We start from the raw sequence: 17,479 nt of genomic DNA, 5'->3' as shown, positions 1-17,479 counted from the left end.
AAAAAAATATATTGGAATTGATATTTAATTATAATTTTTATTTATTAATTAGAGCTTATTAGAAGTAATAAAAAGTGCCATTTCATCAATTAAGTTGAAATGACACAGATTTTGTAGGATTAAATAAAGGCTAGATTATAATAACAGACTTTTGATATAAGCTGTTATTTCAGGATCTTGACTATTTTCAAATAAACATTTTTGGAAACGCTCACCTCTGATCGCATCTTTAAGTAATGATTGATCAATTGACTTCAATGCTTCAATTAAACTTTTTCCTGCTGCATTTTTCATATCATTTAAAATTACAGCATTAGCATTTTGAGATTCACGACGCTCAGGTGGATAACCCAATCCTTTTTCGCCATCAAATGCTTTTTCAAAAATATAACGAGCATTGAGTTCTGCACCCCAACCAAAGCCTTTAGCAAATGCAAGTGATAACGCATTACCGTTATTTACTTGTGCAAATAAATAGGCATCAGTAGGTTCAATACAATAACCACAGTTAACACCTGGGAATGCATTTAACGCCATTAATGCGCCTTGTCCTGTACCACATCCTGTGATAACAAAATCAACGGCTTTACTGTTTAATAAAATAGCGCTAATAATACCTAAATGAACATAAGTTAATTTTTTATCATTGTCGCCATCCATGCCAACGTTAAAAACAGTATGTCCGTATTTCTCAGTTGCATTTTTCAATTCATTTAAAATAATTGGATTTTTAGCTGCTTGGCTAAATTCGTTCATTAGTGCTATTTTCATGATTTTCCTCTATTTTGATAGAAATAATAACTAATTATATATTAGTACATTTCGTTTTCATTATAAGCTCACCCAAAAATATATCAATTTTTTTAACTAAAATAAAACGATGTTTTAATAAATTTATTGCAATGTGATGAAAGTCACAAAAACGTCTTAATTTTTATATTACTATATTTAATAAATGAAAATCTTTTAAACATTTAATTATATTTATATTCAGGGAGTACATATGGCTAAGGGGAATATCGTAAGGCTATCATATTCATCATTTACAGATGAAGATTCAAAAAATGAAATTATTCGGTTAACGCCAGAAGGTATTTTATGCCACCGTAATTATTTTTATCAAAAATGTTTTACCAATGATGGTCAAAAATTACTTTTTGCTGGTGAATTTGATACTCATCGTAACTATTATTTACTCGATATTGAAAAACAAACAGCAAAACAACTTACTGAAGGACCTGGCGATAATACTTTCGGCGGTTTTTTATCACCAGATGACAAATTTTTATACTATGTTAAAAATGAACGTAACTTACAACAAGTTAATCTTGAAACATTAGAAGAAAAAAATGTTTATACTGTTCCTGATGAATGGGTTGGTTACGGCACATGGGTTGCTAATAGTGATTGTAATGAAATTGTTGGAATTGAAATTGATAAAAAAGATTGGACGCCACTTACCGATTGGACAATATTTAAAGCATTTTATGATAAGAATCCACACTGCCGTTTAATCAAGATTGATATTGAAACAGGTGTAGCTAAAACAGTTATTGATCAGAATGTATGGTTAGGTCACCCAATTTTTAGACCTTTTGATGATAAAACTATCGCATTTTGTCATGAAGGTCCTCATGATTTAGTTGATGCAAGAATTTGGTTAGTTGATCGTGATGGTAAAAATGAACGAAAAGCGCATGATAATTTACCTGGTGAAAGTTGCACTCATGAATTTTGGGTTCCAGATGGTTCTGGATTAGCTTATGTATCTTATATGAAAGGGCAACAAGAACGATATATTCGTCTTTATAATCCGGTAACTGATGAAGATAAAGAAATCATGGAGATGCCAGCTTGTTCGCACTTAATGAGTAATTTTGATGGAACACTTTATATTGGTGATGGAACAGGCAGCCCTGTAGATGTAATTGATACAAGTGGCTATAAAATTGAAAATGATCCATGGCTTTACATTTTAGCACCTAAAACAAAAACAGCTCATAAGTTGGTTAAGCATAATAGTACATGGCGAGTTTTAGATGGTGATCGTCAAGTTACTCACCCTCATCCATCATTTTCACCTGATAATAAATACGTTTTATATTCATGTGATGCACAAGATGAACCTGCACTTTATTTAACCAAAGTGCCAGCTAACATATTAGAAGAAATGTGATAGACCTTTTGTCTATCATAACTATAACGGAGAATATAATTATGTCGATTTTAAATAAATTTTCACTCAACAATAAAATAGCGCTGGTAACGGGCGCTTCTTATGGCATCGGTTTTGAGATAGCAAAATCATTAGCCGGTGCCGGAGCGAAAATCGTATTTAATGATGTCGTGCCTGAAAATTTACAAAAAGGACTTGATGCTTATAAAGCAGCTGGTATTGATGCCCATGGTTATCTATTTGATATTACGGATGAAGTTGCTGTTGAAAAATCGATTGCTCAAATTGAAAAAGAACATGGTGTGATTGATATTTTAGTCAACAATGCTGGTATTATTCAACGCAAATCAATGCTTGAAACAAGTGCGGCTGATTATCGTAAAATTATTGATATCGACTTAACAGGTCAATTTATTATGGCAAAAGCAGTCCTTCCTTCAATGATCAAAAAAGGAAGTGGCAAAATTATCAACATCTGTTCAATGATGAGTGAACTTGGTCGTGAAACGGTTGTTGGTTATGCATCGGCTAAAGGTGGTTTAAAAATGTTAACCAAAAATATCTGTTCTGAATTTGGTCATGCCAATATTCAATGTAACGGTATTGGTCCAGGTTATATTGCCACTCCTCAAACTGCGCCATTACGTGAAAAACAAGCAGATGGTTCTCGTCACCCATTTGATCAGTTCATTATTGCTAAAACACCGGCAGGCCGATGGGGGACTCCTGATGATTTAGCTGGTGCAGCCGTATTTTTAGCATCGGAAGCATCAAATTTTGTTAACGGCCATATTCTTTATGTTGATGGTGGTATTTTAGCTTATATCGGTAAACAACCTTAATAAAATAAGGTTAAAAATTAGATAATTTAAGAGATAATAAAATAAAAGGATATTATTTATTATCTCTGTTTTTTTTATAAATTTAGGAGTAATGTCATGTTTTGTTTTAATTCAGATATTGAATTAATTGATTTAGGAAATGGGGTTAAACGTAAAATTTTAGCTCATGATGGTAATATGATGGCGGTTGAAGTTCATTTTGAAACTGGCGCAATTGGTGCGATGCATCATCATCCACATGAACAACTAACCTATGTTTTGTCTGGTGAATTTGAATTTACTATTGGTGATGAGACTAAGATTGTTCGTGCTGGTGATACATTATATAAAAAACCCAATATTGAACATGGTTGTGTTTGCAAACAAGCTGGCGTTTTGCTTGATATGTTTACTCCTCAAAGATTAGATTTTTTATAAAATAGCTAGTTCATTATTAATTATGATATACTTTCGATAATTTTGATTTGTTCTAGTTGATCATTTAATAATAGAATAATGACTAATTTTTAGTAAGGAGATGTGCTAATAATGAATGATAGCTCACCAGAATCGGTTGCTTCGGTTTTAAAAGTTTTCGGAATTTTAGAAGCTTTATCCGAATCTAAAGACATTGCTATATCAGAATTATCGCAAAAAGTAATGATGCCTAAAAGCACTGCCTACCGTTTTTTACAAACCATGAAATCATTAGGTTATGTTAATCAAGAAGAAGATTCAGATAAATATTCTCTTAATTTAAAATTACTTGATTTAGGCAACCGTGTACTTTATCACCAAAACTTTTTAGCTATTGCTGATTTAGAAATGAGAAAGCTAAGGGATAAAACTAAAGAAACGATCCACTTAGCTGTTCGTGAAGGTGACCAAATTATTTATATTAATAAAGTGGCATCTGAACAGTATAGTCTTTGTTTAACCTCTAAAATTGGTAATCAAGCAACTGTACATGCCAGTGGATTAGGTAAGGTTTTATTGGCTTGGTTAGATGATGAAAGCAAAAAAAGTTTAGTAAACGGCATTAATTTTGTTCAATACACACCTAAAACAATCACTAATAAAGAGGCATTTTTTGCTGAACTTGATGAAGTTAAACGTTTAGGTTATGGCAAAGATGATGAAGAATCAGAGCTTGGTTTACGTTGTTTTGCTGTGCCAATTTATAATCGTTTAGGTAATATTATTGCAGCCTTAAGTTTATCAACCTCTATCTTTAGATGTAATACAGCAGAAGATGAAGCTAAACTTGTCGGTGAAATTAGCCAAGCTGCCGCTAAAATATCTGAACTAATTGGTTATAATAAGCAATCAAAATTATCAGATTAAAGGTTATTATTGATAAATAACTCCTAAGCTTACCGCTTGGTTTGCTCCAGTTACTTCTGGAATATTAGATGGAATATTATTCATCCTACAATATGCAAGCCAAGCGAAAGCAATCGCTTCCATATCGTCACTGTTTACCCCTTTCACATCTGTGGTCAAAACTTCCCATTTTGGTAATAATGGTGACAATCGTTTCATAATCAGAGGATTTTTTGCTCCTCCGCCACAAACTAGCAATTGACAAGGTAAATGAGCATTTATTGATAATTTATTAATCTCATGAGCAACAGTGGTAGCAGTAAATTCAACGAGTGTTGCTTGAATATCTTGAGCGTTTAGATTGAAGTTACTGAGTTTTTGGTTAAGCCAAGTTAAGTTAAATAATTCTCTACCAGTACTTTTTGGGGCTGGTAGTTGAAAATAATTTTCATCACATAACGTATTTAATAAACTTTGATCAACTTTTCCTAATTTAGCCCATAAGCCGTCTTTATCGTAGTTTTTCCCTAGATTTTTATTTATCCAACTATCAAGTAAAACATTGCCTGGCCCAGTGTCATAACCAATTACAGGTTGGCCTGGTATTAGAACGGAAATATTGCTAATACCACCAATATTTAAAACAACACAGTTAATTGACGGATTTAAGAATATCGCTTTGTGAAAAGCCGGAACTAATGGTGCTCCTTGGCCACCATAAGCCATATCTTTACGACGAAAATCAGCAATTGTTGTAATGCCTGTTTTAGCAGCAATGATATTGGCATCACCAATTTGCATAGTAAAGGGATGTTGGCTATTAGGAGAATGATAAATAGTTTGCCCATGGCAACCAATGGCTTTAACTTGTTTTTTATCAATATGATTTTGCTTTATAAACTGATCAATGCTTATTGCGTAAAGCATACCAAGCTGGTGATCAAGCTCACCGAGCGCTTGTAATGTAGTTTGCTTACTATTACAAAGCGTTAATAATTGACTTTTAATTTCAGTTGGCATTGGGTAGCAATCACTAGCAATCGAAGTAATATTCCCATCAGTAATATCAACTAATGCAATATCAACACCATCCATACTGGTACCTGACATTACGCCAATGTATAAATTTTGCATAATATTATCCTTGTCGAATGATAGTACCAGTTTGGACATCCCGGATGATTGATGGTTGTGAACGCTCACCGGTTTTACCATCTAAAATTGGAAAAAATTGACCAAATTGGTTTGCAACTTCTATTGCTGTTTTACAAGATTGATGACCAGAAAGGTTGGCACTTGTCGAAACTAATGGCTTACCAAATAAATCACAAAGTTTACATACTAATGGATGATCAGTAACGCGAACGGCGATAGAATGATATTTTCCGCTCAAAAAATTTGGTGTATTAATATTTTTCGGAAAAACCCAAGTATTAGGACCGGGCCAACTATCAATAGCCATCTGTTTTTGAACTTGAGTCAAAGCCGATTGATCAATATAAGGGATCAGTTGTTCATAGTGACTCGCAATTAAAATTAAACCTTTTTCAACTGAACGTTGTTTTAATTTTAATAATTTAAAAACTGCTGATTCACAATCGGGATCACAACCTAAACCAAAAACAGCTTCAGTTGGATAAGCAACCACTTCACCTTTTTTTAATAATGAATTGATTTCTAAAAGACGTAATAAGTTTGCCATTAAATTTTGTATGTTTACCAACTATTGTTAAAAATTATATTAAACTGAGGTAAGCCTATTTGCAAATTGAAGATGGTAGCAGTGATATTAAGATAAATACTGGTTTAAGATAATTAGTCAAATTACTCCCAATTCATTTGTGGGAAATAGTTAACAGTTAAATCAACAACCTGCTGCATACTGATTATTTTTACTCTTGGATCTATTAGTGAAGCTAAACTACGAGCATTAATATCATTATCAAGCACAAAACAATTTTGGGTATTTTGTAAAATAGCCTTCAATATGGGATTATTTTGACAAGCTATAATTACGCCATTTTGCCAGAAAAGTACTGCATCTTGCGCTGAAATTAGCGTTGGATCAATTGTTGATTGGTTATTTGTTGTGATGGTATGTAGCATTTGTTCCTTTTACCTTTAAATTACCCTTCAAAAACCCCGTTCCTCAACTTTTTTGATATAAATTAGAGTTAATTTTACTTGGTACATCTTTATTAGTATATAATAAGGACTATTTATTGAGCAAAGAATTCGTCATGAAACCTATTATTTTAGCCAATGAACAAGAAACAATTTTGTTTGGTCAACAATTGGCTGAGCAGTGTTTAAAATATTTGTCTAATCATGATAGTGCAATTGTTATCTATCTGATAGGCGATCTCGGTGCTGGTAAAACAACGTTTAGCCGTGGCTTTTTGCAGCAGCTCGGACATGTCGGAAATGTTAAAAGTCCGACTTATACTCTTGTTGAACCTTATCAATTTGATATGTTTTCGGTATATCACTTTGATTTATATCGATTAGCTGATCCAGAAGAGTTAGAGTTTATGGGGATTCGTGAATATTTTTCATCGAAATCAATTTGCTTAATTGAGTGGCCTATGCAGGCTGAAGGTATTTTACCTCCAGCCGATATTGAAATTCATTTGGCTTATTTGGCGCTTGAACGCACAGTTTGTTTGCAAGCAAACAGTGAAAAAGGGCAAGCTATTATTAACCAATAAAATTAGCGAAAAAAATGAAAAAAATACTCACTTTTTTTATATTATTACTGCTTTGTGGTTCAGTTTATGCTTCACAAGTTATCATTGCTGTTGATGCTGGTCATGGTGGTAAGGATTCTGGTGCCGTTGGTAAAAATAAGTTATACGAAAAAAATGTCACCATTTCGATAGCGAAAAAATTAACTAATTTATTGAATAAAGATCCTAACTTTAAAGGCGTATTAACACGTAGTACGGACAATTTTATTTCTGTTCCTCAGCGTTCTGATATTGCCCGTAAAAGTAAAGCAAACTTATTAATTTCTATCCATGCAGATGCCGCACCTAATCGCAGCGCGTCTGGTGCATCAGTTTGGGTATTATCTACTAAGCGAGCGGATACAGAATTGGGGCGCTGGCTTGAACAAGATGAAAAGCAATCTCAACTATTAGGCGGTGCTGGTGATGCATTAAGTGATGATCATGACCAAAATTTAAGTCAAGCAGTACTAGATTTACAGTTTTCATATTCACAGCAGGTTGGCTATGAATTAGCCACTCAGGTTTTAAAAGAGATGAAAGGTGTTATTAAATTGCATAAGAATAGGCCTGAACATGCAAGTTTAGGTGTATTGCGTTCACCTGATATCCCTTCAATATTAATTGAAGTTGGATTTATTACTAACGAAACTGAAGAAAGTTTGTTATCAAGTAATGCTCATCAAGATAAAATTGCTAAATTGATTTATCAAGGTATAAAAAATTATGTCAAACAGAACCCTAATTTTGGGAAACAGCATTAATGGCTATTCATATATTATCTCCTCAATTAGCTAACCAAATCGCTGCTGGTGAAGTGGTTGAAAGACCAGTATCGGTGATCAAAGAGTTAGTTGAAAACAGCATTGACGCTGGTAGTACTCAAATTGATATTGATGTTGAACAAGGTGGCAGTAAATTAATTCGTATTCGTGATAATGGTAATGGTATTGCTAAAGATGAATTGGCATTAGCTTTAGCTCGCCATGCAACCAGCAAAATTAATACGTTGGATGATTTAGATACCATAATGAGTTTGGGGTTTCGTGGTGAAGCGCTGGCAAGTATCAGTTCTGTTGCTCGGTTAACCTTAACTTCACGCACAGCCGATCAGTCTGAGGCATGGCAAGTTTATGCTGAAGGTCGTGAAATGAAACCAACAATTAAACCGGCTGCACATCCTGTTGGAACGACGGTTGAAGTTCTTGATCTGTTTTACAATACGCCTGCTAGACGTCGCTTTCTTAAAACTGATAAAACAGAATTTATGCATATTGAGGAGTTTGTTCGTCGAATTGCACTTGCTAGACCTGATATTACTTTTAATTTGCAGCACAATGGGAAACTCGTCAAACAGTATCGAGAATCACTTCTTGAAAAACGTGTTGAATTAGTTTGTGGACGTACATTTGTTCAAAAAGCGATAAAATTAGATTGGCAACATAATGATTTATTCATTCAAGGATGGGTAAGTAGCAGTGAAGTGAGTGAGTTGCAATATTTTTATGTTAATGGGCGGGTAATAAAAGATAAATTAATTAATCATGCTTTGCGTCAAGCTTATAGTAGCCGGACTAATGAACAACAGAGTTATGTCATTTTTTTACAGATCGACCCTAAACAAATTGATGTGAATGTTCATCCTGCTAAGCATGAAGTGCGTTTTCATGAAGCAAGATTGGTGCATGATTTTGTTTATCAAGCTATTGTCATGGCGCTTGAGTCAAACCAACAACTTGCCAATGACGAAAATGTGCTAATGATGCCGAATCGGCAAGCAGCTGGTGAGAATATTTTTAATAATAAAACTGAGAATAAAACTTATTCACCAACTAGCGCATTACCTAAAAAAGCAATTAATCATGTTAAAGAAAATAGACTATATGGGCAATTGGTTGATACTAAGTTAAAAGGAGCAATAGAAAAAACGCTCTTAAAATCATTTGAATTATCGGATGATGATAGTTCTATAACTGCACCACAACAAGCGGTTATTGAGGGATTGTTTCCTAAACGAAATGTACCTTTGCAATCACTACATCAGCAAATTGATAGATCTTCACTAATACAATCTGGTAAAGTATTAACGGTTATTCAACCAGATATAGCTTTAATTGAAAAATCAGAAGATAATCAACAAAAGTTTATGTTAATGAATTTGTCGGTTGCTCAACAGAAAGTAAATTCAGTTAAATTATTATCTAACGAGTCAGAAAGATTACTCATTCCATTGACAATTTTAATTAATAAGAAAGAACAAAAAGTATTAAATGATTATCAAGAACAATTGAAGTTTTTAGGCTTTGATTTTTATATTGATAAAGCAAAATTGCATTTGCATAATGTGCCAAAAATGTTAAGAACTACAAATTGGCAAAAATTATTACCAACTTTAATTTCGTTTCTTTTATCATCCGGTAAGGATGTGCTCGATCCAACGCAAATTATAGCTTGGTTGGTTGAAAATTGTGGAGATGATTCTGTTGAAAATTGGAATGTAACTAAAGCTATCGAGTTATTAGTACAATTAGAACAGATAGATATTAATTTATTACAACAAGATAGCTTTTTATATCCGATTGATCTTCAATCTTTTTCACAATCAATTTTATCATGAATAAACCAAAAATTATTTCGTTAATGGGGCCAACCGCATCGGGTAAAACCGCTTATGCCATGGCGCTTTACGACAAGTATCCTATAGATATTATTAGTGTTGATTCCGCACTTATTTATCGAGGTATGGATATTGGCAGTGCAAAACCAACTAAAGAAGAACAACTTAAATATCCACATAAACTTATTGATATTTGTGACCCTGCAGAAAGTTATTCTGCTGCTAACTTTAGGCATGATGCTATTGTAGAAATTGAAAAATCATTAAGTAATGGCCGAACGCCATTATTAGTTGGTGGAACAATGTTGTATTTTAAGGCGTTAATTGAAGGACTTTCTCCTCTTCCTGCGGCAAATAGTGATATTCGCGATCAAATTGAGGAAAAAGCAAATCGATTAGGTTGGCAAGCGATTCATGAGGAGTTAAAAAAAGTTGATCCTGTATCAGCTCAGCGAATCCATCCCAATGATCCACAACGCCTTAATCGAGCATTAGAGGTTTATCTTATTACTGGTAAAAGTTTAACTGAATTAACTAAAGAAAGTGGTGATGCATTACCTTATGATATTATGCAATTAGCTATCATGCCGGAAGATAGAGCAGAATTACATCAACGAATTGAACAACGCTTTTTACAAATGCTAGATCAAGGCTTTGAAGATGAAGTAAAAAAACTTATGCAGCGCCCCGATCTTCATTTAAATCTACCTTCTATACGTTGCGTAGGGTATCGTCAAATGTGGGAATATTTAAATGGCGATACCAGTTATGATGAAATGGTTTTTAAAGGAATTTGTGCTACTCGCCAATTAGCAAAAAGGCAAATTACATGGCTTAGAGGTTGGAAACAATCGATAACATGGTTAAATAATGATAATATAGATTCAGTTCTTAATCAGATTTTTTAAGTTACAAATAGTAGTAATAGTTTTTGGTATTTTTTCTATTGGTTATTATAATACGCTAAATTTTTTCATTTCTTAAAAAAATTTCTACTTTTCTTAACGATTAAGGTTACTTGTTTGTATAAATTTCGTTAATTTATTAAATTTTTAGTTATTTGTGCATAAATTACTGTTGATTAGTTTAAGAGCTGAGTTTTTTATGTTATTTTGGTAAATACTACATAAGTATTTTATATTGCGATCAATTAAATTATTATGTTGATTGTAAACTTATTTTATCTTTATATTTTTATTTCATCTTAAAGGATAAACTCATGTCAAAAGGGCAGTCATTACAAGATCCTTATTTAAATTTGCTTCGTCGCGAGCATATTCCTGTATCTATTTATTTAGTTAACGGTATTAAATTACAAGGACAAATTGAATCATTTGATCAGTTTGTTATTTTATTAAAAAATACTGTTAGCCAAATGGTATATAAGCACGCTATCTCAACTGTGGTACCATCAAGACCAATTTCTGGATTGATATCACAACCTGAAGAGGACAGCGAAAGCTAATTAGTTGGGTGGAGAATGTGATTGTTTGAGCGATATAAAGGTGGTGAATCTGCCTTATTAGTCCATGTATTCTTCCCTCAAGAAAGAGATATCGAGGATTTAAAAGAGTTTGAAGTGCTTGTTTCTTCTGCTCAAATTGAAATTCTCGATATTGTGACAACCTCAAAAAAGTCCCCACAAGCTAAATATTTTATTGGTGAAGGAAAAGCATTAGAAATCGCCGATAAAGTAAAAGAACTAAATGCTTCAGTCATTTTAGTTAATCATACTTTAACACCGACCCAAGAACGCAATCTTGAGCAATTATGTGAATGTCGTGTAGTAGATAGAACTGGATTAATTCTCGATATTTTTGCTCAGCGCGCTAGAACACATGAAGGTAAATTACAAGTTGAATTAGCACAATTACAATATTTATCTACTCGATTAGTTCGTGGTTGGACTCATTTAGAACGCCAAAAAGGTGGAATTGGCCTTCGTGGACCAGGTGAAACTCAGTTAGAAACTGATAGAAGATTAATTCGCCATCGTATTCAATTAATTTTATCAAGACTTGCTAAAGTTGAAAAACAGCGCAATCAAAATCGTCAATCTAGAAGTAAAGCAGATTTATCAACGGTATCATTAGTTGGTTATACAAATGCTGGTAAATCGACTCTCTTTAATGCATTAACTAATGCTGAAGTTTATGCTGCCGATCAATTGTTTGCAACGCTAGATCCGACTTTAAGACGCATTAATGTTGAGGATGTTGGAGAGGTTGTTTTAGCTGATACAGTCGGATTTATACGTCATTTACCACATGATCTTATTGCTGCTTTTAAAGCAACTTTATTAGAAACACAGGAAGCATCACTACTATTACATGTTGTTGATGCAGCTGATCCTAATATATTAGATAATATTCATGCCGTTGATGAGGTATTACTGGAAATTGATGCACATGATATTCCTACTTTGTTAGTGATGAATAAAATTGATTTAATAGAAGGTAAGGAACCGAGTATTGATCGGGACGAAAATGGTGTACCAATTCGCGTTTGGATTTCAGCTCAAAATAGTTTAGGATTAGATCTTTTATTTACCGCATTAAAAGAGAGGCTCTCTGGGCAAATTCAAGTTTGCCAATTAAACTTACCTCCTTATTTAGCTAAACTTAGAAGTCGGCTATATAAATTAAATGCAGTGGAGAATGAAGTCATTGAAGATGATGGGCGTTTTCACCTAAATATAAGAATACCTTTAATTGAATGGAATCGCCTCTGTAAACAAGAGCCAGATCTGTTATACTTAATCAATACGCAAAATAACAACTAATTGTTAAATGGAGCATATAAAATATGGCGTGGAATCAGCCCGGCAATAACGGACAAGATAACGACCCATGGGGAAATAACAAAAAACCTTCCAATTCCTCGTCGGGAGGAATATTTGATCAAATTAAAGATCTCTTAAAAAAAGGTGGATCAAGTAATAATCGAGGTTCCTCAGATATTAACTTGAGTTCTTCTAAAATTATTATGTCGATGATTTTAGTGCTTGCTTTGATTTGGGGGGTAAGTGGTTTTTATACCATCAACCAAAACCAACGAGGTGTAATAACTCGTTTTGGACAAGTTCAACCTGAAATTATCCAACCTGGTTTAAATTGGAATCCAGCATTTATTGATACAGTTTATAAAGTAGATACCCAAGGAACTTATAACTTTAATGTTCAGGGTGATATTATAACGACTAGTTATAACGGTGAAAATCTAGTCTTTGTTGAAATGAATGTTCAATATCGAATTAGTGATCCTATCAAATATTTATTTAATGTAACTAATGTTGAAGATAGCTTACGTCAAGCAGCAGATAGTGCGCTTAGAACATCTATCGGGAGCTCTAATATTGATGCAATTATTTCAGATGGACGCTCAGTTCTAGAGAACAGTACAAAAGAAGAACTCATCAATGTTATTTCTCATTATGATATGGGTATTACTATTGTCGATCTTAACTTCCAAGTAGCGCGTCCTCCTGTCGAAGTGCAAGATGCTTATGCTGATGCTATTCGAGCTCAAAATGATAGTGAGCGGGAAATAAAAAAAGCTGAAGCATATAAAGTGCAGTTAATTCAGCAAGCGGAAGGTCGTTCTGCCACTATTTTAGAAGATGCAAATGCTTATAAAGTACAAGTTGAATTAGAAGCAGCTGGTGATGTTGCACGGTTTGAAAAATTATTACCACAATATAAAGCAGCGCCTGAAATTACTAAAGATCGTTTATATATTGAAACAATGGAAAAAGTATTAACTAAAACCCAAAAAGTGATTGTTAATGATAAGAGTGGTAACTTATTGGTATTGCCGTTAGAAAAATTAATGAAAAATAAAATTGAACCTGAATCCGCAAACTTATCAAATTTAAGTAGTGATGGCAATAACAACCCGCCAGCAGCTTCAGAAACAGTTGATAGTACTTCTCAAAATAACAATGAAGCACAAAATGCTACAACTGATAACACTCATAACACTGCAACTCAAAATAATAGTTCTATTAATCGAAGTAACCGAGCTATGGGTCGATAAGGAGAGAAAAAATGCGAAAATTATTGATTCCTATAGTTTTAATTTTAATTGTTGGGCTTTATTCAAGTGTTTATGTGATTGAAGAAGGCACGCGCGGTGTGGTTTTACGTTTTAATAAGATTATTGGGTTATCTCAACCGGGTCTCCATTTTAAAATGCCTCTTGTTGATAGTATTAAAATAATCGACGCTAAAATACAAACCACTAATAGTTCAAATAATAATAACGAAAAGCGCTTTTTTAACGTTCATAAGAAAGAGTTAATAGTCGATTATTTTGTGCAATGGAAAATTGTAGATTTTAATCGTTATTATGAAACTATTGCTGGTGGTAATGATGTTAATGACTTAATCTTGGCTCGTTTAAACGGTCGTTTGCGTTCTGAAATAGGTAAATTAAGTAACCGAGATATCATTAATGATACTAATGCTGATACCAAATCAAGAAATTCATTAATGGCAAGTGTTAAAGATGCATTAAATGGTTCACCGCAAGATGTTGAAGAAAATTTACCAATCGATAAATTGGTCAATGATGCGAAAAAAGATCCTGAAAATAGTAAAGCCAGTTTGAGGTCCTTTGGGGTTGTTGTGATCGATGTTCGAATCAAACAAATCAATTTCCCTGCTGAAGTGTCAGGATCAATTTATGCTAACATGCGAGCTGAACGTGATATTATTGCGCGTGAAAAACGATATGAAGGTGTTAAAAAAGCTGAAGAAATAAGAGCGAAAGCTACATTTGAAAAAACTAAAATAATATCGGAAGCTGAGCGCCAAGCTCGATCTATTCGTGGTGAAGGTGATGCAAATGCAGCTAAACTTTATGCAGAAGCTTTTGGTAAAGATATTGAATTTTTTAGTTTTATTCGTAGTTTGAAAGCTTATGAACAAAGTTTTACAGGTAATGATGTTATGGTCATTAGTCCTGATAGTGAATTTTTCCAATATATGAAACTAAAGTCTAACAAATAATACAATGAGTAAATAAACTATGAGTAATAATGTTGTTGTGCTAGGTACACAATGGGGTGATGAAGGCAAAGGAAAAGTTGTTGATTTACTCACAGAAAAAGCAAAATATGTGGTACGTTATCAAGGCGGACATAATGCTGGCCATACCTTAGTTATTAATGGTGAAAAAACAGTATTACATTTAATTCCATCAGGTATTTTACGTAATGATGTCATTAGCATCATCGCAAATGGCGTTGTGCTTTGTCCTGATGCTCTTATGAAAGAGATGAAAGAGCTTGAGGAAAATGGTATCCCTGTTAAAGAGAGACTTCTAATTTCAGAATCATGCCCTTTAATATTACCTTATCATATAGCATTAGACCAAGCTCGAGAAAAAGCACGTGGTAATAAAGCGATAGGCACCACAGGTCGAGGTATCGGTCCTGCATATGAAGATAAAGTCGCTCGTCGTGGATTGCGTGTTGGTGATTTACGTGATCGCCAAGCATTTGCTGAAAAATTGAAAGAAGTTATGGAATACCACAACTTTCAATTAGTAAATTACTATAAAGTTGAAGCGGTTGATTATCAAAAAGTCCTTGATGACACATTAGCGATTGCAGATATTTTAGTGGCTATGATTGCAGATATTCCGACACTATTAGAAGATGCTCGGAAAAAAGGCGAAAGAATCATGTTTGAAGGGGCGCAAGGTACTTTACTTGATATTGATCATGGTACTTATCCTTTTGTTACCTCTTCAAATACTACTGCTGGCGGTGTAGCAACAGGATCAGGCTTTGGTCCTCGTTATGTTGGTTATGTTTTAGGTATTGTTAAAGCTTACTCTACTCGTGTCGGTGCAGGCCCTTTCCCAACTGAATTATTTGATGATGTGGGTGAATATCTTTGCAAACAAGGTAATGAATTTGGTGCAACAACTGGTCGTCGTCGTCGTACTGGTTGGCTTGATGCGGTTGCTGTACGAAAAGCCGTACAACTAAATTCAGTTTCTGGTTTCTGTTTAACTAAACTTGATGTTTTAGATGGTCTTAAAGAAGTCAAAATCTGTGTTGGTTATCAATTACCAAATGGTGATGTCATCAAAAATGCACCAGCTGCTGCTGAAGATTGGAGTTTAGTAAAACCTGTATATGAGTCTATGCCTGGTTGGAGCGAGTCAACGTTTGGTATTAAAAGTTATGATGCTTTACCACAAGCAGCCAAATCCTATATCAAACGAATTGAAGAATTAACCGAAACACCAATTGATATTATATCAACAGGTCCGGATCGTAGTGAAACCATGATTCTACGTGATCCTTATCAAGCGTAATTGTAAATAAAAAATCGGGTGCGTTTTCCCGATTTTTTATTTTTAGGATATTAAAAATAGTTAACTGAGTATGAGGACATTATGGCTAAATTAGGGACGCCGTTATCACCCACTTCAACCAAAGTTATGCTGTGTGGCGCAGGTGAATTGGCTAAAGAAGTTGTGATAGAGCTACAAAGGTTTGGTTGTGAAGTTATTGCTGTTGATCGCTATGCTAATGCACCAGCAATGCAAGTTGCTCATCGTTATCATATTATTAATATGCTAGATGGTAATGAACTGAGAAAAATTATTGAACAGGAAAAACCGGATTTTATTGTTCCTGAAATTGAAGCCATTGCAACGCAAACTTTAGTTGAGTTAGAGCAAGAGGGATTTACGGTTATTCCTACTGCAAAAGCAGTCGCGTTAACCATGAATAGAGAAGGAATTCGTCGCCTCGCTGCTGAGCAACTAAATCTACCAACTTCACCTTATCGGTTTGCTTCAACCGAAATAGAATTTAAAGATGCTGTAAAAGAGATTGGTTATCCCTGCTTAGTTAAACCAGTGATGAGCTCTTCCGGTAAAGGGCAAACATTATTACGCAGTGAAGCTGATCTTCAATTAGCCTGGAAATATGCACAAGAAGGTGGTCGAGCTGGTGGCGGTAAAGTCATTATAGAAGGTTTTATCGACTTTGATTACGAAATTACCTTATTAACAGTTAGGCATATCAATGGTATTTCTTACTGTGAACCGATTGGGCATCGTCAGGAAAAAGGTGATTATCGGGAATCTTGGCAGCCTCAACAAATGTCTTGTAATGCTTTAGAGCAAGCAAAAGATATTGCAACTAAAATAACTCAAGCATTAGGCGGGTACGGTTTATTTGGTGTTGAACTATTTGTTAAAGGCGATAAAGTCTGGTTTAGTGAAGTATCGCCTCGTCCTCATGATACCGGAATGGTAACTTTAATTTCCCAGAATCTATCTGAGTTTGCCTTACATGCCAGAGCTATATTAGGCTTGCCTATTCCACTTATTGAACAATATCATGCTAGTGCATCTGTGGTCATAATGGTTGAAGGTGAATCAAAACAGGTATCGTTCACAAATTTAGATAACGCATTAAGTCAACCAAATACTGATTTACGTTTATTTGGCAAACCACAAGTTGAAGGTTGCCGTAGAATGGGGGTTGCACTTGCTAGTGCTGTAACAGTGGAAGAAGCAATAAATAAAGCCGATGCTATCGTAAAACAGTTAAAAATAACCCTATAAGACGTTGCTTTGTGTAAAAAGCAATCACTTAATCCAAAAAAAGCAAATTTTGCAAAATAGGGGTTGACGTAAACATGTGAAGTGAGTAACATACGCAACCCTTGAGACAGCAAACTAAAACACCAAAATGTTTAGTTAAATTTAAAGCTGTCAGCTCTTTAAAAAGAAGAAACAGACAATCTGTGTGGGCACTTGCGAGACAAAAAATTAAAAGTCTACGGACTGA

17 protein-coding genes and 1 pseudogene are annotated in these 17,479 nt (G+C 34.1%); 14 read left to right on the top strand and 4 right to left on the bottom strand.

Going from position 1 to position 17,479, the window contains the following annotated elements; genetic code table 11:
• Positions 1-135: 135 nt before the first annotated feature.
• Positions 136-771 carry an RpiB/LacA/LacB family sugar-phosphate isomerase gene (locus tag J3U09_RS08360; RefSeq protein WP_267357831.1) on the bottom strand — a complete coding sequence of 212 codons (636 nt, stop codon included), beginning with the start codon at positions 769-771 and terminating at the stop codon, positions 136-138.
• Between the two features lie 232 nt (positions 772-1,003).
• Here J3U09_RS08360 and J3U09_RS08355 point away from each other — a divergent pair, with 232 nt between their 5' ends.
• The 4 genes from J3U09_RS08355 (at position 1,004) to kdgR (ending at position 4,341) form a co-directional block, all read left to right on the top strand.
• On the top strand, positions 1,004-2,176 hold the full coding sequence (locus J3U09_RS08355; protein WP_065561894.1) for an oligogalacturonate lyase family protein: 1,173 nt from the start codon (positions 1,004-1,006) through the stop codon (positions 2,174-2,176).
• A 47-nt stretch (positions 2,177-2,223) separates the two neighbouring features.
• A complete protein-coding gene (locus tag J3U09_RS08350; RefSeq protein WP_416379909.1) occupies positions 2,224-3,018 on the top strand; it encodes a gluconate 5-dehydrogenase in 795 nt (264 codons plus the stop codon).
• 96 nt (positions 3,019-3,114) lie between these two features.
• Positions 3,115-3,435: a cupin domain-containing protein gene (locus J3U09_RS08345; RefSeq protein ID WP_065561895.1), complete on the top strand. Its 321-nt coding sequence runs from the start codon at positions 3,115-3,117 to the stop codon at positions 3,433-3,435.
• Positions 3,436-3,546: 111 nt separating this feature from the next.
• On the top strand, positions 3,547-4,341 hold the full coding sequence (kdgR, locus tag J3U09_RS08340; protein ID WP_081299433.1) for a DNA-binding transcriptional regulator KdgR: 795 nt from the start codon (positions 3,547-3,549) through the stop codon (positions 4,339-4,341).
• 6 nt (positions 4,342-4,347) lie between these two features.
• On the opposite strand, the gene J3U09_RS08335 is transcribed toward kdgR, so the two are convergent.
• From J3U09_RS08335 to tusB, 3 genes are all read right to left on the bottom strand, one after another.
• Positions 4,348-5,454: an anhydro-N-acetylmuramic acid kinase gene (locus tag J3U09_RS08335; RefSeq protein WP_267357829.1), complete on the bottom strand. Its 1,107-nt coding sequence runs from the start codon at positions 5,452-5,454 to the stop codon at positions 4,348-4,350.
• 4 nt (positions 5,455-5,458) lie between these two features.
• Entirely contained in the window at positions 5,459-6,022 is a 564-nt protein-coding gene (locus J3U09_RS08330) for a Sua5/YciO/YrdC/YwlC family protein (RefSeq protein ID WP_267357827.1), read from the bottom strand.
• 122 nt (positions 6,023-6,144) lie between these two features.
• Positions 6,145-6,426, bottom strand: a complete 282-nt coding sequence (gene tusB / locus J3U09_RS08325) for a sulfurtransferase complex subunit TusB (RefSeq protein ID WP_065561899.1) — start codon at positions 6,424-6,426, stop codon at positions 6,145-6,147.
• A 134-nt stretch (positions 6,427-6,560) separates the two neighbouring features.
• Between tusB and tsaE the strand changes: the two genes are divergently transcribed.
• The 10 genes and pseudogenes from tsaE (at position 6,561) to purT (ending at position 17,253) form a co-directional block, all read left to right on the top strand.
• Positions 6,561-7,028: a tRNA (adenosine(37)-N6)-threonylcarbamoyltransferase complex ATPase subunit type 1 TsaE gene (gene tsaE / locus J3U09_RS08320; protein WP_065735269.1), complete on the top strand. Its 468-nt coding sequence runs from the start codon at positions 6,561-6,563 to the stop codon at positions 7,026-7,028.
• 68 nt (positions 7,029-7,096) lie between these two features.
• Positions 7,097-7,789 (top strand): annotated as a pseudogene (locus tag J3U09_RS08315) (N-acetylmuramoyl-L-alanine amidase); the annotation flags it as partial.
• A gap of 20 nt (positions 7,790-7,809) precedes the next feature.
• Positions 7,810-9,663, top strand: a complete 1,854-nt coding sequence (mutL, locus tag J3U09_RS08310; RefSeq protein ID WP_267357826.1) for a DNA mismatch repair endonuclease MutL — start codon at positions 7,810-7,812, stop codon at positions 9,661-9,663.
• Positions 9,660-10,571 carry a tRNA (adenosine(37)-N6)-dimethylallyltransferase MiaA gene (gene miaA, locus J3U09_RS08305; RefSeq protein ID WP_220225496.1) on the top strand — a complete coding sequence of 304 codons (912 nt, stop codon included), beginning with the start codon at positions 9,660-9,662 and terminating at the stop codon, positions 10,569-10,571. Before mutL ends, miaA begins: the two co-directional genes overlap by 4 nt.
• Positions 10,572-10,882: 311 nt before the next feature.
• Positions 10,883-11,128 carry an RNA chaperone Hfq gene (gene hfq / locus J3U09_RS08300; protein WP_065561904.1) on the top strand — a complete coding sequence of 82 codons (246 nt, stop codon included), beginning with the start codon at positions 10,883-10,885 and terminating at the stop codon, positions 11,126-11,128.
• A gap of 21 nt (positions 11,129-11,149) precedes the next feature.
• Complete coding sequence (gene hflX / locus J3U09_RS08295; RefSeq protein WP_267357824.1) at positions 11,150-12,445, top strand: ribosome rescue GTPase HflX; 1,296 nt, start codon at positions 11,150-11,152, stop codon at positions 12,443-12,445.
• Positions 12,446-12,468: 23 nt separating this feature from the next.
• The gene (gene hflK / locus J3U09_RS08290) at positions 12,469-13,698 is read left to right on the top strand and encodes an FtsH protease activity modulator HflK (RefSeq protein WP_065561906.1); all 1,230 of its coding nucleotides are present in this window, start codon (positions 12,469-12,471) and stop codon (positions 13,696-13,698) included.
• 11 nt (positions 13,699-13,709) lie between these two features.
• A complete protein-coding gene (hflC, locus tag J3U09_RS08285; protein WP_065561907.1) occupies positions 13,710-14,672 on the top strand; it encodes a protease modulator HflC in 963 nt (320 codons plus the stop codon).
• A 19-nt stretch (positions 14,673-14,691) separates the two neighbouring features.
• Complete coding sequence (locus tag J3U09_RS08280; RefSeq protein ID WP_065561908.1) at positions 14,692-15,990, top strand: adenylosuccinate synthase; 1,299 nt, start codon at positions 14,692-14,694, stop codon at positions 15,988-15,990.
• Positions 15,991-16,071: 81 nt separating this feature from the next.
• The gene (gene purT / locus J3U09_RS08275) at positions 16,072-17,253 is read left to right on the top strand and encodes a formate-dependent phosphoribosylglycinamide formyltransferase (protein WP_267357822.1); all 1,182 of its coding nucleotides are present in this window, start codon (positions 16,072-16,074) and stop codon (positions 17,251-17,253) included.
• Positions 17,254-17,479 lie beyond the last annotated feature (226 nt).

It is taken from the genome of Gilliamella sp. B2889, assembly GCF_026536885.1.
GTDB classification, from domain to species: Bacteria; Pseudomonadota; Gammaproteobacteria; order Enterobacterales; family Orbaceae; genus Gilliamella; species Gilliamella apicola_E.
Note: the sequence above shows the minus strand (reverse complement) of the source record. Positions and strands in the feature narration are given on the sequence as shown.